Origin of the sequence: Pseudovibrio sp. Tun.PSC04-5.I4 (assembly GCF_900104145.1) — a bacterium.
In the GTDB taxonomy this organism is placed as follows: Bacteria; Pseudomonadota; Alphaproteobacteria; order Rhizobiales; family Stappiaceae; genus Pseudovibrio.
In genome coordinates this window covers 4,484,353-4,510,000 of the sequence record NZ_FNLB01000006.1, presented here as the reverse complement: position 1 = coordinate 4,510,000, position 25,648 = coordinate 4,484,353, and the positions used below count along the sequence as shown (strand labels likewise).

Genomic DNA, 25,648 nt, shown 5'->3' with positions numbered 1-25,648 from the left:
AGGAGCCGCGCAAAGACACCAAGAATCCGGATCCGAAACTTCGCAGCCGGAACTTAATCGGTTCCAGAACCATTCTTGGCATGAAGCCAAATGGCAAAGACAGCTGGAAAGGCAAGGTTTACAACGCCGAAGACGGCAAAACCTATTCCGGCAACATGGAGCTGGTCTCCAACAACAAATTGAAGCTTGAAGGCTGCGTTCTGATTTTCTGTAAGGGCGACACCTGGAGCCGTACGAAGTAAATTTACCCTGACGGCAATCAGAGATCTGTGAACACTGCTTGTTGTGGTAGCTAAAAAATGCTTCAGGCCGCGAAGAGTGGACCGCCAGCCTTGGCGTAGTCCGCCCTTAGTTTGAGAGGCCCTTGCTGAGCAAGAGATCGACGCGAGCCAAAATTAAAGCAAGTCGCTGGATGAAATCAACCCAATGCGACTTGCTCAAATGTGAGCAGGTTACACAACAACAAGCAGGTAAACGATGTATCGCACCCTCTGTTTCCTTGTGTTTTCGTTCTCTCTCTCGCTCGCCGGAAATCCCGCGCAAGCCTCCGAAATTTCCGGCTTTTGGAAAACCGACCGCGGTGCAATTATTTATATAAAGGAATGCGGCTCAGCGCTTTGCGGTCACTTACGCTCCTTCCATCCTCCAAAAGGCTTTGCCGAACACACCGTTCTCGATCAAAAAAACGAGGACATCAGCAAACGCGGCAGACGCGTACTGGGCCTCATGATCCTGTGGGATTTACGGCCTATAGGCGACAACAAATGGCATGGCCTTGGGTATGACCCACGCCATGGAGTAGAGGCGATGGTGGAATTGCAGCTTGTCTCAAACAACACAATCAAAATGACTGGCTGCAAAAAAATTGTCGTGAGCCTTTGTGAAAATGCACAGTGGCAACGCCAACAACAAAAGGCTCAGAAGCAGAATTGAAAATTCTAACAAATTGAAACGTATCTCTCTGCCACCCTTTGTGGTTCCTTTTCCGCTATGTGGTAATTTGCAGGGATGAACTATCGCTTATAAAGCGCGTTTCGCTTGTTTGAGTTCAACCAAACAGCAAAACTTGGCCCTCAAAGAAAGAGTCGGAACAGGTTGATTGAACTGGAATAAAGACAAACTGCTTTAAGAATGATGCGGTGGATTTATGAGCAACACTGAAAACCCGGATGATTTTATAGAACCAAAGAAACTGGAGGCTATATTCTCCAATTTCTTCCGGTTGTTGTTAAGCGAGGGTCGCAGCGCAGCAACGATGGAGGCTGTCGCAAACGCTGTCATGATTGATCCGGATTTACTTCGGCGACGGTTTAAAGATGAGACAGACCTCGTCGCGCCAGCGATGCGCTGGTATATTTTCAGGTTCAGCCAGCAAGTGGAATCCAGCTCAGCCATGTATGCCGATATTTATTCGTGCATGCACACAATGCTGACCGACTTTACCGAATTATGCTACCGACAAACTGAAACAGAAGGGAATTTGTACTGGTCTGCTATCGGAGACCTGGGGCTTATAGACCCCGTTTTAGGGAATGAATATCGGTCGTTGCGCTTTGAATGGATGGCGGACATTCGTCGAAGGCTGGTTAAATACGAAAATGACCTTCAGGACCCTCAAGACATTGAACACTTATCCAATTACTTCATGATGGTGTTTGAGGGGATCATCCAGATGGTAAAATTCGACACTCCCATTGGAGATGTATTTTCTGCAATCGACATAACAATGGAAGCTTTGACCAGTCGCATGAAAAAGCTCCCTCCCCACTTATTGGACTAAGCTCCCACTCAAACGAAGGGAGGCGGTCGCAGGTTCCCCGCGATCTATGCATTTTGACAAGGAGGAGAAGGCTACAATGAAGGTTCTTTGCAGCCTCCTCGAAAATACTAAGCCATAGTCCCGAGGAATGGATCCAGCTTTCGGATCACAAGGCGCCTGATAACAGGCTCTCCTTTAGTTCCCTCCGGCAATAGTGCCTTTGCCTTGCAAATGACCAATGAGTGTCTCTTTAAACTCTGGATCATCCCACTCCAACGAGCCCGGAATTCCACCTAGGATTTCGCCATCCTCACCCAGAAACAAGGTGAAGGGGAGAGCTGCAACACTAAAAGCAGTGCCTACGGCTTGGGTGTCAACGGCTTGATAGCTCGTAAACCGTTCCAGCTTCAGTCGATCACGTAAAAAATTCTGAATGCGCCCATACGGTACATCTTCCAGTGCAACCACAACAAACTGGCCATCGAGACCTTTTGTTTTGAGCTCATCTTCAAACCGTTCCATTGCAGGCAATTCTATCCGGCAGTTTGGACACCAGGTCGCCCAGAAGTGCAAAATGGCAGGTCCTTTGGTGAAGGCGTCGCGCAAAGTCTTAGTGCCCGCCTCATCCTTCACTTCAAGAGAGTAGATCGGATTTTCAAAGGAAGCGGCAGAAACAGGGCTAGCCAATGCAACAAAGGCAAGAATGAAAGGAACAAAAAGGGCTTTAATGGGCTTCATGTGCTCAAGGTCCGTCCAGAAGTGTTTTGGATTTAGGAGAGCGTATTCCCGAAAAGTGACAACCAGCTTTCAGATATGAACACGCCTGAAAAGCAGTTTGCCAAATAAAGATTGCAGGCAAACTACATTTAAGTCCGGGAAAACCTAGAAGGGTGGTGGGTGACGTTCAAATCAACTTAAAGCGATAGTTTGTGCCTACCCCGTGAACGAGCGGCAAAGCCACTGCACTTCATCACGGTGATAAAAAGAGAATAACGCACTTGATACATCAGTGTATCACGCATTCAACCATCATATACTTACCAATTGTGCACGGCAGATGAGAACCTGCCGTGTCTTCTATCTGAAAGCAAATTCAAAACGTGCTAGCGCGCGCGCTGATCAAACAGCACAGACTGGGCTTCTTTGTCTTCCGTCAGATCGGTGCGCTTAGCTTCTTCCTTGCCAAGCTTGACACCCGCGCGCACCGCCTCACGCTCCCAAAGCCGTTCGCGCCATACTTTCACATGAGGAAACTCCTCAATGTCCATGCCTTGACGTTCCCAACTCTGCGACCAACCAAAAATCGCCATATCTGCAATGGTGTAGTCACCACCGGCAACATAATCCCGATCTGCAAGGCACTTGTTGAGCACGCCGTAAAGACGGTGGGTCTCATTGAGATAGCGGGTCATGGCGTATTCAATTTTTTCCGGCGCATAAACTCGGAAATGGTGGTTCTGGCCAAGCATCGGGCCGAAACCGCCCATTTGCCACATCAACCACTCTTCAACTTCCACCCGCGCGCGTTCATCTGTTGGATAAAACCTATTAAACTTGCGCCCGAGGTATTGAAGGATAGCACCAGATTCAAAGACTGAAATTGGCTTTCCATCAGGACCTTCAGGGTCAACAATTGCTGGCATACGGTTGTTTGGGGCAATCTTCAAAAAATCCGGTTCAAACTGCTCGCCACGGCCAATATTTGTCAGTTTCAAATCATAGGGCACGCCAAGCTCTTCCAGCATAATGGAAATTTTCCAACCATTTGGAGTTGGCCAGTAGTAAAGTTCAATTGGTTTTTCTTGAGAAACTGCCATGAGAGACATCCTTAAAACGAAAAGTGAGAATGCAAAGCATCAAAATGAGCGCTTCATTGTCCTATAGGATTGAGTGCATTTGGGGAAATCACACTATCAAAAATTACTCATCCCTTAGAAGAGTAATTTAAAACCTTCATGCGTCGCCTCAAATCCGTTGGATTGATAGAACCGATGCGCATCCTCGCGGACTTTGTTAGAGGTCAGCTGCACCATACAGCACCCCTTATCCTTGGCAAGGTCAACCGCATGGCGCAGCATCAGCTTACCTAGTCCCTCACCGCGTTTATCAGCACGTGTATGCATGCTTTCAATCTGCGCGCGCGGCTGACCATTAAACGCAAGCCCTTTGTGGTAGGTGATCTGAAACGTGACAACCAATTCGCCGTTTTCCTGCTCTCCCACAAATATATGCGTATCAGAGCATGTCAGAATTTCTAAAAAGGCAGGCCGGTAGGTTTCAATTTCACCGTTTCCAAAGCAATGCGCTGCGAGGTTGCACCGCCATTCATCATTTGCACAACGGCACCCAGATCTGCAGGAAGAGCAGCTCGAATTTTCAACATCAACGCACCTGTAAGCAATCAGCGACATAGGTCTGAATCGCGATCTATCTTCGCAACCCCAAAACTGGTTTTACGAAAATTTTCGCGCTTCCACAAATGAGGCCAGCTCACATCTATCTGTTTTGAAACCAAAGTATTTTCTAGATCCGGCGCTTGAGCCACGTTGAAGCCGCCACTGGTCAAAGCACTTTCAAGCCCACGCTGTCCGCCATCATCCCCCATATCCCAAACAACAAAACAATCCTTCCGCTGAGCAGAGGACGGCTGAAAACTGCTTATGATATGCCGCGCCTCCGGCAAAGCCATACGCAAGTTGCCTCCGGTGTATTCATCCAATGACACCACCGTTGCCTCAACAACTTCGGGAAAGACCGATTTCAACTCAGCACCCAACTGCTCGTAAGGTTTCATGTGTCGACAATACCCGCCGCACATCCTCTTATCAGGCGCAAGAAAGCCAGAGACCCGCACACCAAGCACGGCAACAACAAGGACAGCGAGAACACCGCTATAGATCTTCAATGATCTGGCAGGTACACGCCCAAGCGAAATGCGGTAGAACAGAACAACAGGCAGCAACAACAAGATGGGGTGCATATGCCGCTCTTTGATGTATTGCGCTCCGCTGAGCAACACGCCAACAAACGCCAGCCCAATGGAGATTAGCAACGTCCGTTGAAGCAACTGCCCTACCCTGTTGGATGCGGTTGGGTTTGAGGCCGCCTCCCGAGAGCGGAACAGGCTCGGAAAAAACAACAGCACCACAAGCGGCAAGAACGGGACGGAAAACCCGAGCAAACTCACCAGCAGACGCAACTCACCGGTCAACATCCGACTGACCAGCCCCGCCTCATTGCCATCACGCATGATCACCAGGGCAGATCCAAACAGCGCCTGATCATTGATCAACAACCAGTAGAAATAAGGCGAGGAGACCAACAGCGCCACCACACCCGCCAGCATCAAGAATGAAAACCGAAGTTGGGCGCGCCAAAACCTCATGGACAACGCTGCCGCGAATAAGGCCACAGGCACGATGTAATAGGAATGTTTGGAGAGCATCCCGAGCCCGACAGCAAGGCCAAACAGGAGAGCACTGCTGATCGTTCTTCGCTCCAGCAGCGCGATGAAGCAAAGGATGGACGCCGCTGATGTTGCCATCAACACGCCCGTATGCGTCACACCCTCATGCAGGTTGAAGCCGATCTGGTAAAGCGCGACGTAGGAGAACACGGAGAGCGCCGCGAGTTGTTCATTGGCAATTGCTTTGCGGGCTGTTCCATACAAAAACAGCGCAAACAGCATCACCAAGGAATACTTGAGGACGAGGAAACTCCAGATCGTCGGGCCAAGCAAGATCTGCAGGGAATAAAGCAGCCATTCATACAGCGGAGGCTGGCGCACCTGATAACCCGGCTTCAACTCCTGCACCAACACGTTCTCAAACATATCGTCCGTGCTCAAGGTGGAGGAGAAGTATCCGCGCAGCAGCAGATGAATGAGCAAATACCCAGCAGTGATGCAGATGACACCAGCCGGCCTACTCCAATATGGGGATTTGTGTGTTGTTTCTGGCATGATCTCTCACCGCTAAAACGGATCTCGCCAGAAGCATATGTTTTATGGAAACAAACTGGAATTCCCCAGCACCAAGACTGAAACCGGTTACCGACAGCTGTGATACAGAAGGCACAAAATCGGCGTTTATACCCTTAAATCTGCTGAGTATTTTTCCACATGGGCCAGCAGTTGGTCTGCCCCCTGCTGATCACCGGAGAGCACAAAACCCAGTTTTTTCGCGGCAGATCCGCCGACTGTGCAGGAACTCCCCCAGATCACCAACGGAGCCAGCAACATAGGCAGGGCAACGGGCAGAACCCACAGCCACAGGGACGCCTCGCCGATCAAACTCAGTGCGATGCTGCAAGCGCCAATAACGCTGACCCACCACACCGCGCGCAAGCACTCCATGAAAGACAATTGCCCCGCATCCCGGTGTGCATTCGTCCAGCCACTGTCGCGACCAATCAGAACCTCAAACACGGACCGGCATTGAAACGCCATCAGGACGGGAGCAAACACTGCCGAACTCACCAGTTCCACTAATCCGCCAAGCACGCCTTTTCCGGAGGCACTCCCATAGTGCCCTAAAAGAACCTCTTTCGACACAACCAGCGCTTTAGGCAAAATCAACAAGGCCACTACACCGAATAAAAGGGCCGCCCCTTCATAAGCAGCGCTGATTGGAAGCCGACCTAAAATCGGAAGATGGTTTTCAAAGGTGTAGGCTTGTAGAGCGGGCAGATCTAGCGGAGCAAACAGGCTAGCCAGCATGAAGACCGCCCAGACTGGAGAACTCAGATAAGACATGATGCCAAGCCCCAGCGAGAACCGGCCCCACGGCTTAAGAGCCCGTGCACCAATCACCCGTGAGTGTTGCAAATTGCCCTGACACCAACGCCGATCCCTCGCCGCATACCCCAAGATATTCTCGGGTGCAGCTTCATAGGAACCGGTAATCCGCGGATCACATTCCACAGTCCAGCCAGCACGGGCCAGAAGCACAGCCTCCACACTATCATGGCTGAGAATATGCCCACCAAAGGCAGAGGTATCATCCAGTTCCGGCAAACCACAACTGGAGGCAAACGCCCGCGTGCGGATGATCGCATTGTGACCCCAGAACGGACCACAATCTCCCTGCATGGCAGCAAGACCAAACGCATACACCCGGCCAAACATGCCAGAAGCAAACATCATGCTTCGGCCAAAATAACTCTTCAGACCAACCAGCATCGGCACCGTTTGCAGCAGCGCCAGATTAGGCGAGGCTTCCATGCGGCCAACCATATGCACGAGCGTATCTGCGCGCATCAAACTGTCCGCATCCAACACAATCATATAGCGGTAGGCACCACCACAACGCTGCACAAACTCCGCCACATTCCCGGCCTTGCGGCCAAGATTTTTGTCCCGGCGGCGATAATAGATCTTTTGGTCGGGATAACGTGCAATCAGTTGACGAACAACATTATCTTCATCAGTCGCAATCGCCTCATCCCGGCTATCAGATAGAACATGCCAATGAAACAAGGGTGTTGCACCCTTCGCTCGCACATCATCCATCATAGCAGCAAGGCGGGCAGCAACTTCAACACTGTTTTCGTGATAGATCGGCATCAGCACAGCTGTGCCTGCAACGGGTAAACGGCTTGGATCAGCTTTGAGCGGTTTCACTGAGCGGCTGTAAAGCAGCCCCAGCAGAACAGTAGCACCACCCCAAGCAAGCCAGAGAGTACTAAGGAACAGCAAAACAACACGCACTATCTCGTAGATATTGAGGTAGTCCGCGCTCAATGCGGAATAGAACAATCCAGTAAAACTAAGCGACAGAGCAAGGCAAAAAACAAACGCTGCCGCCCGCCGATGCGCGACCCCGTCGCGAAACGGTTTATCCATTGTCTACTGCTCCGAAAAACTGGAGGTCGCTTTATGCAGACCAGTTTGCTGCGAAGGAATAGCAGACCAGCTGCGGCCATGCCGCAAACGGCGCCACACCAAAAACATCCAGCTATCACCGGCCGCCAAGTCCTGAACCGGCATCGCCAAATGTGCGACAGGCCCACTCTCAAGCGGCAATAATGTAATCTTAGGCACAGCATGTTCCATTGTATTTGCAGTCATCATGAGCTCCACCCCCACTGGTAAAGCCATTCTTCAGAAACAGCCATTTCCCCATCGCTCAGTTGAAGACGTAATTCAACTGGCACTTCAAGATCACGACGCGTAACATCCAGAATGACCCGGTAAACACCAAGTTCTTCAATGTAGGTCACATCGGAAAAGTCTACTGTGCCGTTTAAAGCAGCGCTTTCAATAAATGGCTTTGCACGTACAAGCTGCTCCCCATTCAATCCGCTTTCAGCAAACAGAGTTGCATCATAATCAACGACGAATTTGCGAGACAAAGCATCGTCTTCTGAGGCTGCATGGCCCGCTTTTCCTGCTCGTGTTTGCATCACCGGCATCAAAGCTTGCTCAGAACGGTCAACTTCGTCACCCCAGTACATTTTGTAGCGGAACGAGAGGTCATCCCCCGATTTCACGTCTCCCTCAGGAGACCAGAAGGCAACAATATTATCGTTAATCTCTTTATCCGTTGGGATTTCAGCCAGCATAACGGCACCGACACCCCAGTCGCCCTGCGGCTCAATCCAAAGGCTCGGTCGTTTGTCGTAGCGTGCTTCAAGGTCTTGATAATGCCTCAGGTCTTTATCCCGCTGCATCAAGCCAAATCCAGCTGGAGATTTTGCTCCAATAAAGGAAAGTTGCAGGTTATGGGGGTTGGAAAGCGGACGCCACGCAGTCTTACCATCGGCGAACCGAAGTTTCAGACCATCACTGTCATGCACTTCCGGGCGAAAATCATCAAAGCCAACACGGTCATTCTCGCCAAAAAGATACATGGATGTCAGGGGCGCAATACCCAACCGTTCCACATCGCTGCGGAAGAACAAATGCGCGCTCACATCAACTTCCGTTTGCTGTCCCGGCTTAAAAGTAAACTGATACGCACCAGTCACACTTGGGCTATCAAGCTCGGCCCAAACAGTCACAGTGTCAGAGTCAGCCGTTGGTTTATTCAGGTAGAATGCGGAGAACCGCGGAAACTCTTCCGGTTTGCCACTTGCCGTGTCAATCGCCAGCGCACGGGCGGACAGGCCGTAAACGTTACCTGCACCCAAAGCACGAAAATAGCTAGCGCCAAGAAACGCAACCAGTTCGTCCATCCGCCCCTCAACATTGAGAGGGTTCAACAGACGAAAGCCAGCAACACCGGGAAACGAAACTTCACTCAGGGATGCACTTAGTTTGGCATCTTGATAGTCAAAGTCAGCAGCTTCAAAGACCAGGGGCTGAGCTGCTCCCTCATTCACTTCATGGATTTTCAGCGGAGTGTCAAACAACCACCCGGGGTGGAAAGCCTGAACCCGAAAATTCTCATTGTCTGGCCACTTGCTACGTTCTCTCTTAAACGCGATCTTACGGTAGCCATCATACTGCAAAGCTGCCAGCGCTTTTGGCAACTCACTCACGGGTTCGACATAGGCTTTAGCAGCTCGCGCTTTCGCCTTTGCAACCAGAGTTTCAAACCTAAAAGAAGTCAGAGACTGAGTGCTTTCGCTAGCAACAGCAGCTGAAGTAGAAGCGACAAATTCAAGCCCAACACATGAGCATAAGACGCCAACAACAGCGATATTGGAAAGAAAACGACTTCGTTGATAAAGCAACGAGATGCCCCCAAAATTCATAATACAACAAAGCGCGGAGTAGTGATACACCACACAACTAGAAGTTCTAGCAGAACCTAGATCCCAGACCAGACAAGTCTTCATAACGCCCGATCACCTGAAGTTTATCTTAGGTTAATATGGCTTATATGTGGTAGCCCCCAAAAGAAAAGGCCCACCAAGCTGGCAGGCCTTACTCATTGATACTATTGGTTATTTTCAGTCGAGACCAATTTTCGCCTTCAACATGTCCGAAACGGCCTGTGGATTTGCCTTACCTTTGGACGCTTTCATTACTTGGCCTACAAACCAGCCAAGCATACCCGGCTTTTCTTTGGCCTGTTCGGCCTTGTCAGGGTTCGCTGAAAGGATCTCATCGACGATCCCTTCAATAGCTCCAAGGTCCGTCACTTGCTTCAGTCCGCGTTCTTCAACGATCTGAGCAGGATCACCACCTTCAGTCCAAACAATCTCGAAAAGATCCTTCGCAATCTTACCGGAAATCGTGCCTGCTTTGATGAGATCAACGATTGAACCCAGCTGAGCTGAGGAGATCGGGCTGGTGGTTACGTCCAGACCTTCTTTGTTCAAACGGCCAAATGTGTCGTTGATAACCCAGTTCGCAGCAAGCTTGGCGTCGCGGCCCGTTGCAACTTCCTCAAAGAAGTCACAGGAGACGCGCTCAGCAACAAGAATGTCAGCATCATATGGGGTCAAACCATATTCAGTGATGTAACGGGCTTTCTTTTCATCAGGCAGCTCTGGCAGGCTCGCTGCCAGCTCATCAACCAGTTCCTGAGAGAACACAAGCGGCAAAAGATCAGGATCAGGGAAATAACGGTAATCATGCGCTTCTTCTTTAGAGCGCATGGAACGGGTTTCCCCCTTCACGCTATCAAACAGGCGGGTTTGCTGTTCGATAGAGCCGCCATCCTCCAGAACACCGATCTGACGACGGGCTTCATATTCGATAGCCTGCCCAACAAAGCGGATGGAGTTGACGTTTTTGATTTCACAGCGTGTACCAAACTCGCCGCCCGGCTTGCGAACAGACACGTTCACATCAGCCCTCATAGACCCCTGGTCCATGTTGCCATCACAAGTACCCAGGTAACGCAGGATAGTACGCAGTTTGGTGAGGTAGGCTTTCGCTTCATCAGCACAACGAATGTCTGGCTTGGAAACGATTTCCATCAGAGCAACGCCGGAACGGTTCAAATCAACGTAGGACATGGTCGGGTGCTGGTCATGCAAAGATTTACCAGCATCCTGCTCAAGGTGAAGACGCTCAACGCCCACTTCAACCTGCTCGCCGCTCTTCATATCAAGATGAACGATGCCTTCACCAACGATTGGCTGCGTGAACTGCGAAATCTGGTAGCCCTGCGGCAAATCCGGGTAGAAGTAGTTTTTGCGGTCAAAAACAGACTTCAGGTTGACTTCTGCTTTAAGACCAAGACCGGTTTTAATAGCCTGACGGACACACTCTTCGTTGATGACAGGCAACATGCCCGGCATAGCCGCATCAACCAAGCTCACGTTATTATTGGGTTCGCTGCCAAAGCTGGTGGAAGCGCCAGAGAAAAGCTTGGCCTCAGAAGTCACCTGAGCGTGAACCTCCAAACCAATTACGATTTCCCAGTCGCCAGTTACGCCCTTGATGAATTTCTTCGGATCCGGTGTGCGCGTATCGACAAGCAGCGTCATGCGATCAATATCCTGTGTTCGTTTAGGTCACGTGCCAAATCAATTGCACTTGCAAAAACAAAGCAACGCGGACCACCTTAATTCTCAAAGGTGTTGGGTAGCTCCTCAACTACGCGAAGGCAAGCAATTCTTGGCTCGTTTTTTTGCCATTTTGCCTAAATTTCGGGGAGAAGCTTGAAGAAAAGCAATTCAGCTCGTTTCTTAAGCACATTGACCACAAAACGATCAGCATAAACCCACCGGAATTACCTGTGCGACTGACGACGCTTAGCCCCAATTTTCATAGCAATCGCACTTACAACAATGCCCGTCGCAAAGCGGAACGGGAACAACGCCAGCGGCCCAACTTCAGGGTCCCACGGCATTTGAATTCCAACAAGCTCCAACACACCCTCTAAAAAAAGGCTCAGAGCAGCGGCGGCAAACCCGGCAATAAAAATCTTAGCCTTCTGGTTCGCATAGTAACCCATATAGGCTGCAATCAGGATCCCAAACGGGTTCAACAAGCCAGAGCCCAAAAGGACTACGGAGATATCATCGGTCATCTATTTCTCAAATCGTTGCTCATCACGACACCAGAACAGCCAACAGTGTTGGCTAAAACGCGCCTTACGTATTTTCCTCTAGCACACAATTCAACCAACAGCGAAATAGACTTAAGCCGTTACCTTGTGGAATTCTGTATTCCGACCATCCATGACAGATCTTACCCTGCTATCCCCGACCTCAGCAGGCCGCGCTACATCTATTCCGCATCACGCAAAGGCCTGGTCGTTACATACCGAACGGGCTGCATCATCCCAACGGCCAGATGCCAGATATTGTGGCAATGAAACGCCCACATTCCTGGGTTATTCGCAAGAAACTCAATGGTCACCGTCTCTCCAGCTGGCACCCATACTGTATCCATAACAGGCGCAAACCTGTCATCCTTCGTCCCAAGCACCCGGAACGTGTGTCCGTGCAGGTGCATCGGATGAGACATACGAGACCGATTGATCATCCGCAGCTGAACCACCTCCCCGTATTCAACATCCAGATAGGTCTTGAGCGGATCCGGCCCTGCATATTCCGCAGGCCAATAATGCTCATTCATCTCCCACTCGTAGGACTTCATGTTTCCAGAGAGCAGAACATCAAGCATGCGGTCTGCCTTACGCCCAAAATCAGATTCCTTGAAAGAACGCAGACTTCGAAAATCAGCGGTGACGCCCTTGAATTCCGCCCGTCCCTTGTTGGCAACGGGAGCAACATCATCAGTATGGATCACGCCAATACACTGAATATCATCCCCAAGCACCGCTGCATGAAGCGTATAACTGCCGCCCTGGGGGATATCGACAAGCACATCATAACGCGCCGCTGTTGGAATAATCACACTGTCAGCCTCAAAGGGCTTCACCCGGTTTCCATCCACCTCAATAATGGTGAACTTCAAGCCAGCCAGCTGAACCCGGAAAAACGTGCTGCCCGTTGCATTGATCAACCGCAACCGAAGCCGCGCGCCTTTCTTGACGCTCAGGATCCACGGATCATCATTACTCTTGCCATTCAGTGTGATGCCCGCATTGCGCACATCAATATCAAAGCCTTTGGTATTGGGCGGCTCATAGGCCTCATTTATCTCAGGGCGCTTTGACCCGCTTCGCAAATCTTTAATAATCTCAGGGCCTTCAGCGGGCGGAATATCGCAGAACATCAGCACTTCATCCTCATCATATGAGTAAGGATTGTCCAATGCATCAATAATGAGGGAGCCGAGCAGGCCGTATTGCTCCTGAAAACCAAGATGTGAGTGATAGTAATAACTGCCCGATTGAACCAACGGAAACTCATAATACTGAGAGGTCCCCGGCAAAATCGGCAACTGTGAAATCTCTGGAACACCATCCATGAGGGAAGGCAACAACAGGCCATGCCAATGAATGCAAGTTGGCTCCTTCATCCGATTGTTGATCAGAACCCGGAACATGTCCCCTTCGGTGTATCGAATTGGAGTACCCGGCCACGACCCACCCACCAATTGAGCTTTAAGGTCAACGCCATAGGCTTTGTAAGGCTTCTCATCAACATCAAGGGTAAAATCCGGTTTAGCGACCCCCTCTCCCAAAAGAGACTTGGCGCAAGGCCCTTCTGCTTTCACAGAGGGCGGCGGCAAGACAGGGGTTGATTGCTGCGCATATGCAGCACCTGAAACAAATGCGGCGGATCCGGCAGCAAGACCACTGCCCGCGCCAATTTTCACGAAATCTCTACGAGAAAGCCTCATGTGTGCACCCAGTTCTTTTGCAGGATTTGGTTGGAGCACACGCACGAAAGCGCACCCCCAACTCAGTTGGAGATGACTTTACGGGAGAAAACCCTAAATTTTCTTGGATAATTCTAAGCGGATTGGAGCGGTTTACTCAGCACCAATCAAGCGATCGGCACCCATGGAACCAAGAGCCAATGAACTGGTCAGACCCGGAGATTCAATCCCCATATACGCCAGCAGCCCCGGAATTCCGTGGGTTTCTTCACCCCAGATCTCAAAATCTGCCGCATCAGCACCAGCTTGGACCAGTTTTGGACGAATGCCGGAATAATCCGACTGTAAGCTGCCATCCATCAGCTCAGGGTAATACTTGCGGATCTGGGCGTAAAACTTCTCGCCGCGCGCCTCATCCACCTCGTAGTTGATCTCATCGATCCACTCCACATCCGGCCCAAATCGAGCCTGACCACCCATATCAACGGTGAGGTGAATACCAAGCCCGCCCGGCTCTGGCACTGGGTAGATAAGATGAGAGAACGGAGAGTCGCCCGCAAGGCTGAAGTAGTTGCCCTTGGCATAATAAAGCTTAGGGACAGGACGAGACATATGCCCTGCTACTTTGCTCAGCACCTTGTTGGAATGCAGACCAGCTGCAATCACCAACTCATGACATGTGATGGCATAGCCATCCTTCATCACAATGGTGAAACCCTCGCCTTTAAATTCTTTAGCCGGCAGATCTTCCAGCTCATCCTCAGCAAAACCTGCATCAGCGGCTTCCAGATCTTCCTCAACCAGAATATCAGCGCCCATCAGCTCACTTGGCCGCATACCGGTTTCAATCTGTGTCACTTCCGTGCCCACAACAACCAGCCCGCCGTGAGACTCTAATCCACCTTGCAGCGCCATCATATAGGTGTGACTATCCACAATGCCTGTGGATGGAGAAAACAGGGCTCCCTTACACGCAAGGTTAGGTTCAAACCCTTGTGCCTGCGCCTCATTGAGCATCAAAAGATCTTCAACGCCATTGGCGTTTGCGCGCGCCCTAATGCCCTCAAGCATTGAGACTTGACTTTCATCAGTCGCAACAATCAGCTTACCAACGCGCTTGTAAGGGACGTTAAATTCCTCGCAAAAGGAATAAAGCATCTCTTTGCCCTGCACGCAGGCTTTTGATTTTAATGAGTTTTTTGGGTAGTAGATACCAGCATGGACAACTTCGGAGTTGCGAGCGCTGATCTCAGAGCCGATAATTTCGTGCTGTTCCAGCACAATAACTTCACGCCCCCGACGCGCCAGCTCATAAGCCGCGCTTAAGCCCACAACACCGGCACCGATAACGATGCACTCAACGTCTGCCATGCTATTCCTGTTTGCTCTCTTGTTCTTGGGAGACAGAGCAATAACACATTACGCAGCAATCTAAACAATATACCCACAGCCTATCCCGCATTAATCCCCAAGGCAAAGGTGTATTTTTCAAGCCGCTATGGCCTAAAACCAGCAGACACCCAACATCTAGTAGGGGCCATGATATACGACTGGTTTCCTCCCTATTGCGAAGGGTAACTTTTACAGGGCCTTTCCCGATATCAATTCATGCAGTTCGCATTCTCAAACTAAAAACCTGCGAAATATCGCAGACTTATCCAAGATTGTCCCACAGAACAATTACACGTCACAAGGTGCCTTCCAACTGGGGTGCCTGTACAAGATGGGCACCTTTTTCTTCCAATTCAGTCCGGCACGTTTTCCAACTCTCCTGACTGATGGAAAGCACGCCATCTTCCACCAGCTCCACTCCATAACCACGCCCAAGCGCACTCAGCACTGTGCTCTTTACACAGTAGCACCCATCTAACCCGGCAATACGAAGTGTCCCGATACCATGCGTCTCCAAAAACTGAAGAAACTCAGAATTGGTAAATGTGTCCCCCACATGCTTTATCACGGTGATAGCCGGTGCAAACGCCAACCGCTTGTCCAACTCAAGCCCCGATGAACCCTTGGTGCAAAGCCCCTCTCCCAGTAACCCAATCAGAAAGTTGGTGTAAGCTCCCTCATAAACCTGCTTCACAGCCACAATGAACTGGCCTTTAAGCTTTGCATCTTTCGCCAGCTCATTCATCACCGTAATCCGGCCAGCCATATAAGCCGGGTCCTACTGCCGCGCCTTGGTCTCCTTAGTAAAGGCCTCCTGCATATCTATAAGGAGAACAGCCGTGTTCGGTCGCTTGGCTCTATCAATTGAAGCCCCCTGCGTTGGCCCCTGCAATCACCACCAACGCGATCACTCCAATCACACCCCATAGACTCACACTCGCCTCCTTATATGCATTAGTCAGGAAAACTTGAGAAACATTGCAGCAGAGCTTTCTGCACTTTAAGATGAGCAATCACCTCATCTGCACTCAGGCGTTGCAACAGTGACTTCAACACCCGCAACTCAGCTCCGCATATCTCAGCAATCGCCGCCCGCCCTGCTTCCGTGAGCTGGTGGTAGTGCGCCCGTTTATGAGTTGGGTTGAGCTTCTCTTCTACAAAGCTTTTGGCTTTGCTGGTGGCAAGCACCCGCGCCACAAACTGGCGCTTGAGGTCCAGCAGCTCCGTCATCTGCGGAGCGGTCAAAGCATCTTCACTGTTGTAAAGCACTTCCAAAACTGCGCGCTCACCAACACTCACCCCCACCTTCAACGAGGCAGCCTCCACCGCATTGGTAATATGCCTCAACAAAGGCCGCGTAATCTGAATGCTCTCATAAAGAACACCAGCAAGCTCCTGCTCACCACTCACACCACAGAGCTCCTCATGTGTCCTAGTCTTTTCCATAGGCCAACAAAACAACTTGGAGATGACTCTGTCAACTTAGTTGACAAATGTAAGTACGATGTTTGTGGTTCCCCTCCTGTATCGTTGCTCTAGAGTTCGTCTGCTATAAGTGCAACATAGGAAATTTAAACCTCAAAAAAGAGTGAAAATTTCACAATCGCTCTTGAAACTAGAGATTGCATCCCCCATCAAACACTATCATAGGCAATAGGCCTATGCAGTTTCGTGTTTAAACTGTCAAGGCTGGCAGCAAGCTCAACCAGAATGAGCAGTATCGTCATAGGTATTTCCGTTCTTGTTAGTTTATGTTGGCGACAGTATGATAAAGTACATTCGTACATTAAACTTATCACAGTATACACGACATCGTCGTAAGACACGCTTATAGTATAACGGCGGGACTCAGAGATGCTAACGATATAAGGCGTATATCGGATGTTCTGGGTCCCACTCGACGGACCAATATGACCAGCAATTTTGTAATTTCCAGTAGTGAGCTAAAGCATTACCCTCATTTTGATGCGCCCATTTCAAAGCGCAATATACAAAGCCTCATATCTGACCCAGAAAAAGTTCTTTCCCTTGATGCATTATGTAAACGAATGGCAGCCTTATCGCACGGGGTCACGATCAAAGCCGGACAAAAAAAGTCGTAATATCCGTTATGCAGCCCGCCGCGACGCTTACATATATGCTCACTATCGTAAGATCCTCATTATTAAATACGAAGAGCGTTTAAAGCAGCTCGGCATTTCCGATTGCCCTATCGCTTACCGGCGGATTATGAAAACCGGAAACGCAGGGAAATGCAATATCGATTTTGCGAAAGAGGCATTTGATCGAATAGATGAGATTGGCGATTGCGTCGCTATTGCATTGGATATTAGAAAATTCTTTGAGAATCTAAATCACGCACAAATTAAAGAAATTTGGAGTGACTTACTTGATGTGGATTACCTACCACGCGATCACTTTGCAGTTTTCAAAAACCTAACGCAGTACAGGTATGTAGATCAAAATGAAGTCTACACACGATTAGGGTACATTGAAAAATCGATTATTAACGGCACAGCTCGATACAAAAGAGCTGAAAAATTCAAAGATTATAAAGACATTCCTAAACAGCTTTGTTCACCAACTGATTTTCGCTCAAAAATAGCAGGGCAAGGAGCAGGATTTACCTCACTGATTTCGAAAAATACACTTAAAGTTGGCATTCCCCAAGGCACGCCTATATCAGATCTTGTTGCGAATTTTTATCTATTGAGCTTTGACAAGGCAATGTATTCATTCGCAAAGGAAAAAAACGGATACTACTACCGTTATTCTGACGACATTCTCCTAATCTTGCCTGGCGCTAGAGATGAAGCTGAAGAAGCGCGCATCTTCGCACTTAACGCCATCACTGAACATGGACAGTCATTAGAAATCAAAGACGCGAAAACTTGCATAGTAAAGTACGAGAGAAATCGGACAGGCCTATCGTATGAGCACCTAGGTGGGCCACAAGGAAAAAACGGATTTGAATATCTCGGCTTCAGGTTTGATGGCACAAACATTTACTTAAGAGACGCAACAATATCTCGCCTGTTCCGAAAAGCTTCTGCAACATGCCGCCGTGAAGCCATACGAATTATCAAAAATAATCCAACTATAGACAAAGTGGCCCTAGTCGAAAAATTTAACATTTCTCATGTTTGCAAGCGATACTTAAAAGTTGAGAGCCGCGAACTCCAGCTGGATGATGTGAAGTCATGGTCATTTTGGACATATGTAAAGCGGGCAAATCAAATTCTAGGCCGCAAGTCTGATGTGATACCAAAACAAATAAATGGTTTCAAAACCTTTCTTAAGGACAGGGTCGAAGCTGCGGTTTACAAAAAAAAATAGAAAAATCGCAGTAAGCCCCCCCCCCTTTACTACATTTTTTCATTGAGCTTTGGCGATCCCGGAGTTCCGCCCACTGGATCCCACATCAAGTGCGGGAAGACGTTGGAGTATGTGGCACAGTTTAAGTCAACATCACCGCTGTCATCCTGGCCCCCGAGCCGGGACCCAGAGCCAAGAGCGCGACCCCATCGATCTTGCATAAAAGCCACGCCACGCCTCAAACTCTGCACCGCCACCGTGTGGTGATGTCGGGTTTACGAGGATAATCCCTAGCAAATTCACGGCAAACAAAAAGCGCGGTCAGGTTGCCCTCACCGCGCTTCTCTAATTCGATATCAGCCTTAAAGCTTACTTAGACCACCAGTTGGTGGAAGGCTCAAAGCGGCCAGCGGCTTGTTCGATCACTTCGCCAATCTGGAACAGCGTGCCTTCGTCAAACGGCTTGCCAATCAGCTGCAGGCCGAGAGGAAGGCCGTCTTTGTTGACGCCTGCTGGAATGGACATGCCCGGTACGCCAGCCATGTTTGCAGTCACGGTGAATACGTCGTTCAGGTACATGGTCACTGGATCAGTGATTTCACCCGGCGCAAACGCTGCATCTGGCGTGGTTGGGGTCAGGATAGCATCAATACCAGCAGCCCACGCATTGTCGAAGTCCTGCTTGATGAGGGTCCGAACTTTCTGCGCTTTCAGGTAGTACGCATCGTAATAACCAGCGGAAAGAACGTAGGTGCCGATCATCACGCGGCGCTTCACTTCATCACCAAAGCCTTCAGCGCGGGTGTTCTGGTACATATCAATGATGTCATCACCCGGCACACGCAGGCCGTAACGAACGCCATCATAACGCGCAAGGTTGGAAGACGCTTCAGCAGGAGCCACAATGTAGTAGGCTGGTAGAGCGTACTTGGTATGCGGCAGAGAAATCTCGACGATCTCAGCGCCAGCATCTTTCAGCCATGCAATACCCTGCTGCCACAGCTCTTCAATCACAGCCGGGGTGCCATCCATACGGTATTCGCGCGGGATACCGATCTTCATGCCCTTGATGGACTTGCCAACGAAGGCTTCATAATCCGGCACAGGCGCATCAACGGATGTGGTGTCTTTGGCATCAACAGAGGCCATCGATGTCAGCAGGATCGCATTATCACGCACTGTGCGGCCAATCGGGCCAGCCTGATCAAGGGAGGATGCAAATGCAACCATGCCCCAGCGCGAACAACGGCCATATGTAGGCTTAATGCCCACAGTACCAGTCAACGCAGCAGGCTGACGAATGGAACCACCGGTATCAGAGGCGGTTGCAGCCGCACACAAATGCGCAGCAACAGCAGACGCAGACCCACCGGAAGAGCCACCCGGGACCAGAGCGGTCTCAGTGCCATTACGGCGCCATGGGTTTACAACATTGCCGTAATAAGAAGTCTCGTTGGAAGACCCCATCGCAAACTCATCCATGTTGAGCTTGCCGAGCATCACAGCACCATCGTCAAACAGATTCTGCGTAACGGTGGATTCATATTCCGGCTTAAAACCATCCAGAATGTGAGAACATGCCTGTGTGTGCACACCCTTGGTGGCGTAAAGGTCTTTAATGCCCAGCGGAATACCTTCCAATGGACGTGCTTCGCCAGCAGCAATCTTCGCGTCAGAGGCTTTCGCCTGCTTACGGGCAATATCGCCAGTCACAGCAACAAAAGCATTCAGCGCTTCATTGCCGGATTCAATAGCACCGAGGTAGCTCTCAGTGAGTTCAGAAGCTGTAAAGTCGCGGGCTGCAAGTTTATCACGCGCCTCAGCGATCGTCAGTTTGGTAAGATCAGTCAACTAGGTAATCCTTGAAAAGGGATAGGGTCAGGCAAAGCCCGGCGCTTATTCAACAACCTTAGGCACGGTGAAGAAGTTGTCTTCTGTCACTGGCGCATTGGAAACAATCTTATCGGCGTAACCGCCATCAGTCTGGCCATCAGCGCGTTTCTTCATGGACTGCTCAACAACGGATGTCATTGGCTCAACGCCATCAATATTCACTTCGTCAAGCTGCTCAACAAACCCAAGGATTATATTCAGCTCACCGGTCATGGTTTCAGCTTGCTCTTCTGAAACCTTGATGCGGGCAAGCCCAGCAACACGCTTCACCGTGTTCAGATCTACCGACATATCACTCTCCACTTGAAGGCCATCTCCTGCGATAAGTGCGCAGGGTGACCAAAAATCTCTGCACTGGAATATACGAAGACAAACAGCAGAACAATCACTGCCCTGCTGTTCATCCCTCTTATTCTCATATTTACGGAACCAGTTGGGACCGTTTATTGCGTAACAAACACCTCCTGCCGTCCGCGAACACCCTCCACCATCAGCCACAACGCCAATCCCAGCAGCAACGGCACTGCGGAAAGTGAAAGCCACGCCCACCCAACTGTGCTGAACAAGATACCAGTCGAGAGCGCACAAACAGCGGAAACAAGAGCAACCACCGCATCATTCGCCCCCTGTGCCAATGGAGCATCTTGCGGGGAAACCACTTCCACCAAACGAGTGGATGCGCCGATGAACCCGAAGTTCCAACCAATCCCCAGCAGGATAAGCGCCACGTAGAACGCCCAGAGCTCAACACTCATCGCCCCGACGACACCAGCACCTGCCAGCATCAACAACCCAAGCACCATAACCGGTGTTGTTCCAAGCCTGCGGATAATGAAACCCGTCACAAAGCTCGGCCCAAACATCGCCACCAGATGCCAACGGATCACATCGCTGGATTGTCCAACGGAAAACCCACAAAACTCCATGGAAAGCGGCGTCGGCGACATCTGCATGGTCATGAACCCAAAGGAAAGCGCGGCACAAGCAGTTGCCCCCCAAACAGCTGGACGCCGTAACACACGCAATGACAACAACATCCCCTCACCCTTGCGATGTGCATTAGGTGCAGGCGGCAGGCTCAACCCAAGCACAGGAAGCGCACCAACAACAGCTACGCCTGCCAATGCCAGATAGCTCCCCACGAAAGGAACCACACCGCCTATATCTTTCACCAGCCCAACCAGCGAGGGCCCAAGAATGGCAGAGAGCAATCCCATAGACAGACTGAGAGAGATCGCCATAGGCTTCCACTTAGGGCTGGCACTGTCAGCAGCAGCAAATCGCATAAAGGTATAGGCAGCGGATGCAATACCCAACAGAACATGACCAGCCAGCAGCATAATAAACCGGTCAGAGATAAGCGCATAAACGCACAGCAATGCCCCGACAACACTCAGAAGCACACCCAGCAGGATTCCGCTCTTTCGTCCATACCGCCCCATAAACAAAGAGATAGGCGTCGCAAACAGGAAGTTTCCAAACATCTGCAACGCAAGAGGAACCGTGACCATCATCGGGTGTGGTGCCAGATACGACCCAGCCAATGCGCTGATCGCAATCAAAATGGGCATTTGCATCGATAAAACTGCAGTAGCCACCAAAACAAGCGGGAAATTCCGCGCTTTGAACGAAGGCTCAACAGCAGCCACTTCCGGTAATCCCATAATATTCCCTCAAATAAATTTTGACGACTTGCAGACTACAGCCTAAGGTAAATGGCAGTTAGGACAATAAAGCTTCAAATTATGCCAAAAACAATCAGAACCCAACCACGTCCTATTGATGCGCTCGTCTATGACGGAATAAACCTTTTGGATCTTGCAGGCCCTATGCAGGCATTCTGGACGGCGGACTGCTACAAACCAAGCTATAAACTCAGGGTGCTCTCCGTAGATGGCAAACCGGTAGAAAGCCAACCGGGCATCAAAATCGCGGTTGATGGAGCCATTGAAGATTGGAACTTTGAGGCAGACCTGCTCATCCCCGGCGGTGCGGTCGATCTTGCTCTGAGTGAAAACAAGTTCACCTCGGTCCTGCAAGACGCTGCTCAGCGCACCAACAACACCCGCATTGTTTCCATTTGCTCCGGCGCGCTCCTTCTGGCACAGGCTGGCATCCTCAATGGCAAAATGGCAAGTACGCACTGGAGCCGCGCTGCCATGGCGCAAAACCTGTTTCCGCAGGTGGATTGGCAGATGGACCAACTCTTTGTTAACACGGGTGACATCTACAGCTCTGCTGGTGTCACGGCAGGCATTGACCTCGCCCTCCACCTGATCGAGCTGGACCTAGGTGCTGGCATCTCCCTCAAAACAGCGCAGGAGCTGGTTGTCTATCTGCGCAGGCATGGCGGGCAAGCACAATTTTCATCCGCTCTCTCCTTACAAGCAGCAGGGCAATCCAACATCGCCAAGCTCTCAGAACCTGAGGGGGATTGGAGTATTGATGCCATGGCAAATGCAGCAGGCGTCTCCACCCGCACCCTGCACCGCCGCTTAAAAGAAGACATTGGCTCGACGCCAGCCCAGTTCGTGGAGTGTTTGCGGCTGGACCTTGCCAGAACAGCCCTCCTGAGACGCAGCTCCATCAAACAGGCCGCGCACCTTTCCGGGTTTGGTCATATCCAAAACCTACGCCGCGCCTTCCAACGAAACTTTGGTATCTCGCCATCTGATTATGTAGAACGGTTCTCACAAGCTCTATGTGCCGCGCCCACAAAACAGGCCAACTAAATGCTTCAGCCTAGCACCTTAAAAGGGCGGCCCCGAAACGAAGGCCTGACCCGCAAAATCCTTGTAGAAACGCTAAGGGCTCTGGCAACCCGTGGCTTTCATGGCACCTCAACCCAACACATTGCGGATAAAACAAGCACATCCAAACAAGCGATCTATCGCAGATGGAAAACGAAAGACGCTTTAGCTCTGGAAGCGCTGCATTATGGCTTCCGGCAGGTGCCTCCCGTCTATCCCGGCATGGCCAATTTTCAAAAAGACTTAGTTGAAGCCGCAACGAACATTCAGCAGGCTCTGCATGAAACGCCGCTCGGCAAAGCATGGCTCGCACTTCTGGCTGAGCCGACGCTCAAAGAAGAGCTATTCCTTATCGAGGGAGAGCAACGCACACATCTAAGACAGGTCTTTGTCTACTGGAATGCAACGGCATCCATGGAAACCAGCATCGATCAGCTGATGGGATTTTTGTTTTTCACCAGCCTCATTCGCGCTCGCAAACCACAAGCGGTCGAAATAACTAAACTAATTCAATCCATTACCCGCTAATCATAACAATTCAAAGTTTCTCTCCTCTTGGTGATGACACTTGATTGGCACTTGTACGTACATTTGAGGCAATAAGACTGGGCCTTGCAAAAACGGGCAGCTTCCACGGGCCGAGGGTGCCAGAACAAATCAGCGCTAATCCTGACCGGCGCTTTTCAATTCTGGCATGGTTCATTGTTTAATTGAGGGTAATATAATGAAAATCAAATCAATCGCTGTTGCAGCACTCATTGCAGGTGCGGCTTTCTCCGCAAGCGCTTTCGGTTCCTTTGCCGACGAAATCTCAACGTACACTTCTGGCGGCTACGCAATTAACGGCACCGATCCAGTTGCTGATTTTACGCAGAACAAACCAGTGCAAGGCAATGCAGACTTCACCGCACAATATGACGGTGTGACATGGAAATTCGCCAATGCTGAAAACCGCGACAAGTTCGTGGCAGAACCAACCAAATTCGCCCCACAATACGGTGGCTGGTGTGCAGTGGGCGCCTCCTTCGGCAGCAAGCTGGAAACCAAGCCTAACCTTTGGGCGATTGTTGATGGCAAGCTCTACCTCAACGCACATGACGGTGCTGTTAAGCGTATGCAGTCCCGCACATCCGAGACAATCACCAACGCTGACACCAACTGGGTCGACATCCGCGACGTAGCACCTGACAAGCTTTAAGCCCTTAAGTTTCGGCGGCATATTTTCAAATAGGCGACGCCTAGCGTCTATTCCGAAAATCTCCCCAATTCTCAGTGAAATATGCCGCTGAACCCTAGAGAAAGTCGCAGAATTCTGCGGCTTTCTTTCGTTTTAAACATGTAGAAGTCACACTCACAACCAGTTCGCGAAACGGTGATGAAGCGTTATTAGCCTTAGAATTACTATTATTCCATAGTGTTTATGGAACACAGATAAAAACCAGCGATTGAACCTAATCGATTGGTAAACGAAACAGGCCAGACTGCTTCAGACTTGCCTAAAGAAAAAGCCGGAAGGAGTACCCCCATGCAGCTTAAATCCACAATGCTTGCAGTTGGACTTGCACTATCAACATTAATGACGGTCCCGATGACCGCAATGGCTGATGATGTAACCAACTTTGTCGAAGATGGTTATGCAATCAAGGGTACGGACCCGGTGGCATACTTCACTGAAGACAAACCAGTCGCTGGCAATGCCAAGTACACAACCACTTATCAAGGTGTGAAGTGGAAATTTTCAAGCCAGAGCAATCTTGATAAGTTTAAGGCAGACCCAGTCAAGTACGCGCCTCAGTACGGTGGCTGGTGTGCAACTGGTGTTAGCTTTGGTGTGAAAATTCCGATCCAGCCAGACAAATGGAAAATCGTTGACGGCAAACTTTACCTGAACGCCCATGCCGGTGCCCAGCGTAGCTTCCTAAAAGATCCGAAAGCTTCTATCACCCGGGCAAACGAAAACTGGCCTGGAATTGAGCACACACCAGAAAACGATCTTTAAGCGAACCCCAACCCAAGTCTCCCTTAAAGACCGAAATCTCACGCGTGCCCCAAACTCAGCGTGAGATACAACAAAAACGAATAATTCGCGGAACGTGTCCCTTTTAAACTCAAAAGGCCTCAGTGAAAACTGGGGCCTTTCTTTTGTAATCCAATGCGCCGGCCAAATTCAAACAGCGCTCAGCACTCCATTGTGCACTTTGACCGTTTCGCCCGGCGTAATCGCAGCGACACGAAACGCGTTATCCCCCATCAGTTCCGTAAACTCATCCGCATTTTGATCCAGAATCGGGAACGTCCCATAATGGCAAGGAATAATCGTCTGGAATTCGAAGTAACGTTGGCACGCCATTGAGGCAGTCCGTGCGCCCATAGTAAACCGGTCACCAATCGGTACAATGCCAATCTGCGGGCGGTAAATCTCGTTGATCAGCTCCATGTCGGAGAAGATGTCCGTGTCACCCATATGCAAAAGCGTTGGTTCACCCTCTGCCATCACCACAAGACCCGCTGGATTGCCCAGATAAACATCAGCTATACTGCCAGTACTATCCAATGAGCATGCCGAACTGTGAACAGCGTTGGTCAAAGCAACACCAAATGCGCCCATATCAACACAGCCACCATGGTTCATGGGATTGATCTTCTCAACGCCCTTATCCTGCGCCCACATACAAATTTCCCAATTCGCTGTGAGCGTCGCACCAGTGGCTTTTAAAATATCAATTGCATCTCCCACATGATCATCGTGACCATGGGTGAGAAGAACATGATCGACACCCTGACTGACCTCCTCAACACTCATCTCCATAGGAAAGCTCGGGTTACCAGTCAAAAGTGGATCAATCAGCAGGGTTGCGCCAGGAAGTGTAACCTTAAAAGCCGAATGGCCCAAAAACTGCAATTCCATAT

The 25,648-nt window shown here is 50.2% G+C and carries 27 protein-coding genes (1 of these 27 cut by a window edge); 8 read left to right on the top strand and 19 right to left on the bottom strand.

From position 1 onward, the window contains the following. The 3 genes from BLS62_RS26220 to BLS62_RS26210 form a co-directional block, all read left to right on the top strand. Nucleotides 1-242, top strand: the 3' portion of a protein-coding gene (locus BLS62_RS26220) for a DUF2147 domain-containing protein (RefSeq protein WP_093188240.1). 169 nt of this gene lie to the left of the window's left edge; the window shows 242 of its 411 coding nt (coding positions 170-411); its start codon lies beyond the left edge, outside the window; its stop codon occupies nucleotides 240-242. Nucleotides 243-477: 235 nt separating this feature from the next. Continuing rightward, nucleotides 478-933: a DUF2147 domain-containing protein gene (locus BLS62_RS26215; RefSeq protein WP_093188237.1), complete on the top strand. Its 456-nt coding sequence runs from the start codon at nucleotides 478-480 to the stop codon at nucleotides 931-933. Between the two features lie 214 nt (nucleotides 934-1,147). Then, on the top strand, nucleotides 1,148-1,780 hold the full coding sequence (locus BLS62_RS26210) for a TetR/AcrR family transcriptional regulator (protein WP_208991099.1): 633 nt from the start codon (nucleotides 1,148-1,150) through the stop codon (nucleotides 1,778-1,780). Nucleotides 1,781-1,954: 174 nt separating this feature from the next. On the opposite strand, the gene BLS62_RS26205 is transcribed toward BLS62_RS26210, so the two are convergent. The 14 genes from BLS62_RS26205 to BLS62_RS26145 all read right to left on the bottom strand — a co-directional run bounded on the left by BLS62_RS26205 (nucleotide 1,955) and on the right by BLS62_RS26145 (nucleotide 16,190). Continuing rightward, entirely contained in the window at nucleotides 1,955-2,497 is a 543-nt protein-coding gene (locus BLS62_RS26205; RefSeq protein ID WP_093188234.1) for a TlpA family protein disulfide reductase, read from the bottom strand. A 365-nt stretch (nucleotides 2,498-2,862) separates the two neighbouring features. Continuing rightward, a complete protein-coding gene (locus BLS62_RS26200; protein WP_093188230.1) occupies nucleotides 2,863-3,576 on the bottom strand; it encodes a glutathione S-transferase N-terminal domain-containing protein in 714 nt (237 codons plus the stop codon). Nucleotides 3,577-3,690: 114 nt separating this feature from the next. Further along, nucleotides 3,691-4,008 carry a GNAT family N-acetyltransferase gene (locus BLS62_RS31800; RefSeq protein WP_348271875.1) on the bottom strand — a complete coding sequence of 106 codons (318 nt, stop codon included), beginning with the start codon at nucleotides 4,006-4,008 and terminating at the stop codon, nucleotides 3,691-3,693. 5 nt (nucleotides 4,009-4,013) lie between these two features. Further along, nucleotides 4,014-4,142 (bottom strand): hypothetical protein, encoded by a 129-nt coding sequence (locus BLS62_RS32645; protein ID WP_280141882.1) that lies wholly within the window; start codon nucleotides 4,140-4,142, stop codon nucleotides 4,014-4,016. Between the two features lie 18 nt (nucleotides 4,143-4,160). Then, the gene (locus BLS62_RS26190) at nucleotides 4,161-5,720 is read right to left on the bottom strand and encodes an ArnT family glycosyltransferase (RefSeq protein ID WP_093188227.1); all 1,560 of its coding nucleotides are present in this window, start codon (nucleotides 5,718-5,720) and stop codon (nucleotides 4,161-4,163) included. A gap of 126 nt (nucleotides 5,721-5,846) precedes the next feature. Continuing rightward, nucleotides 5,847-7,601, bottom strand: a complete 1,755-nt coding sequence (gene mdoH / locus BLS62_RS26185; protein WP_093188224.1) for a glucans biosynthesis glucosyltransferase MdoH — start codon at nucleotides 7,599-7,601, stop codon at nucleotides 5,847-5,849. Between the two features lie 3 nt (nucleotides 7,602-7,604). Then, on the bottom strand, nucleotides 7,605-7,829 hold the full coding sequence (locus tag BLS62_RS26180; RefSeq protein ID WP_208991097.1) for a hypothetical protein: 225 nt from the start codon (nucleotides 7,827-7,829) through the stop codon (nucleotides 7,605-7,607). Beyond that, complete coding sequence (locus tag BLS62_RS26175; RefSeq protein WP_093188221.1) at nucleotides 7,826-9,433, bottom strand: OpgD/OpgG family glucan biosynthesis protein; 1,608 nt, start codon at nucleotides 9,431-9,433, stop codon at nucleotides 7,826-7,828. The genes BLS62_RS26180 and BLS62_RS26175 overlap by 4 nt, the downstream gene beginning before the upstream one ends. Nucleotides 9,434-9,652: 219 nt before the next feature. Further along, complete coding sequence (gatB, locus tag BLS62_RS26170) at nucleotides 9,653-11,140, bottom strand: Asp-tRNA(Asn)/Glu-tRNA(Gln) amidotransferase subunit GatB (RefSeq protein ID WP_093188218.1); 1,488 nt, start codon at nucleotides 11,138-11,140, stop codon at nucleotides 9,653-9,655. 245 nt (nucleotides 11,141-11,385) lie between these two features. Then, nucleotides 11,386-11,685 carry a phosphatidylglycerophosphatase gene (locus BLS62_RS26165; RefSeq protein ID WP_093188215.1) on the bottom strand — a complete coding sequence of 100 codons (300 nt, stop codon included), beginning with the start codon at nucleotides 11,683-11,685 and terminating at the stop codon, nucleotides 11,386-11,388. Between the two features lie 200 nt (nucleotides 11,686-11,885). Continuing rightward, nucleotides 11,886-13,409, bottom strand: coding sequence for a multicopper oxidase family protein (locus BLS62_RS26160; RefSeq protein WP_093189638.1), 1,524 nt, complete (start codon nucleotides 13,407-13,409; stop codon nucleotides 11,886-11,888). 132 nt (nucleotides 13,410-13,541) lie between these two features. After that, nucleotides 13,542-14,759 carry an NAD(P)/FAD-dependent oxidoreductase gene (locus BLS62_RS26155; RefSeq protein WP_093188212.1) on the bottom strand — a complete coding sequence of 406 codons (1,218 nt, stop codon included), beginning with the start codon at nucleotides 14,757-14,759 and terminating at the stop codon, nucleotides 13,542-13,544. 316 nt (nucleotides 14,760-15,075) lie between these two features. Further along, the gene (locus BLS62_RS26150; protein ID WP_093188209.1) at nucleotides 15,076-15,546 is read right to left on the bottom strand and encodes a cysteine hydrolase family protein; all 471 of its coding nucleotides are present in this window, start codon (nucleotides 15,544-15,546) and stop codon (nucleotides 15,076-15,078) included. A gap of 188 nt (nucleotides 15,547-15,734) precedes the next feature. Next, complete coding sequence (locus tag BLS62_RS26145) at nucleotides 15,735-16,190, bottom strand: MarR family winged helix-turn-helix transcriptional regulator (RefSeq protein ID WP_093188206.1); 456 nt, start codon at nucleotides 16,188-16,190, stop codon at nucleotides 15,735-15,737. A gap of 621 nt (nucleotides 16,191-16,811) precedes the next feature. Here BLS62_RS26145 and BLS62_RS26140 point away from each other — a divergent pair. Further along, the gene (locus BLS62_RS26140) at nucleotides 16,812-18,116 is read left to right on the top strand and encodes a reverse transcriptase domain-containing protein (protein ID WP_159436575.1); all 1,305 of its coding nucleotides are present in this window, start codon (nucleotides 16,812-16,814) and stop codon (nucleotides 18,114-18,116) included. A 29-nt stretch (nucleotides 18,117-18,145) separates the two neighbouring features. Here the strand turns inward: BLS62_RS26140 and BLS62_RS31110 are convergent, their stop codons facing one another. The 4 genes from BLS62_RS31110 to BLS62_RS26125 form a co-directional block, all read right to left on the bottom strand. Further along, complete coding sequence (locus BLS62_RS31110; protein ID WP_159436574.1) at nucleotides 18,146-18,316, bottom strand: hypothetical protein; 171 nt, start codon at nucleotides 18,314-18,316, stop codon at nucleotides 18,146-18,148. A 148-nt stretch (nucleotides 18,317-18,464) separates the two neighbouring features. After that, nucleotides 18,465-19,946, bottom strand: coding sequence for an Asp-tRNA(Asn)/Glu-tRNA(Gln) amidotransferase subunit GatA (gene gatA / locus BLS62_RS26135; RefSeq protein ID WP_093188200.1), 1,482 nt, complete (start codon nucleotides 19,944-19,946; stop codon nucleotides 18,465-18,467). Nucleotides 19,947-19,991: 45 nt separating this feature from the next. Continuing rightward, complete coding sequence (gatC, locus tag BLS62_RS26130; protein ID WP_093188198.1) at nucleotides 19,992-20,279, bottom strand: Asp-tRNA(Asn)/Glu-tRNA(Gln) amidotransferase subunit GatC; 288 nt, start codon at nucleotides 20,277-20,279, stop codon at nucleotides 19,992-19,994. Nucleotides 20,280-20,431: 152 nt separating this feature from the next. Continuing rightward, the gene (locus BLS62_RS26125; protein WP_093188195.1) at nucleotides 20,432-21,652 is read right to left on the bottom strand and encodes an MFS transporter; all 1,221 of its coding nucleotides are present in this window, start codon (nucleotides 21,650-21,652) and stop codon (nucleotides 20,432-20,434) included. 81 nt (nucleotides 21,653-21,733) lie between these two features. Between BLS62_RS26125 and BLS62_RS26120 the strand changes: the two genes are divergently transcribed. The 4 genes from BLS62_RS26120 to BLS62_RS26105 all read left to right on the top strand — a co-directional run bounded on the left by BLS62_RS26120 (nucleotide 21,734) and on the right by BLS62_RS26105 (nucleotide 24,737). Further along, nucleotides 21,734-22,720 (top strand): GlxA family transcriptional regulator, encoded by a 987-nt coding sequence (locus tag BLS62_RS26120; RefSeq protein WP_093188192.1) that lies wholly within the window; start codon nucleotides 21,734-21,736, stop codon nucleotides 22,718-22,720. Beyond that, a complete protein-coding gene (locus tag BLS62_RS26115; protein ID WP_093188189.1) occupies nucleotides 22,721-23,266 on the top strand; it encodes a TetR/AcrR family transcriptional regulator in 546 nt (181 codons plus the stop codon). A gap of 196 nt (nucleotides 23,267-23,462) precedes the next feature. Next, nucleotides 23,463-23,936: a YHS domain-containing (seleno)protein gene (locus tag BLS62_RS26110; RefSeq protein WP_093188186.1), complete on the top strand. Its 474-nt coding sequence runs from the start codon at nucleotides 23,463-23,465 to the stop codon at nucleotides 23,934-23,936. Between the two features lie 327 nt (nucleotides 23,937-24,263). Next, complete coding sequence (locus tag BLS62_RS26105; protein WP_093188183.1) at nucleotides 24,264-24,737, top strand: YHS domain-containing (seleno)protein; 474 nt, start codon at nucleotides 24,264-24,266, stop codon at nucleotides 24,735-24,737. 168 nt (nucleotides 24,738-24,905) lie between these two features. On the opposite strand, the gene BLS62_RS26100 is transcribed toward BLS62_RS26105, so the two are convergent. Then, nucleotides 24,906-25,646, bottom strand: coding sequence for a metal-dependent hydrolase (locus BLS62_RS26100; protein WP_093188180.1), 741 nt, complete (start codon nucleotides 25,644-25,646; stop codon nucleotides 24,906-24,908). Between the last annotated feature and the right edge of the window lie 2 nt (nucleotides 25,647-25,648).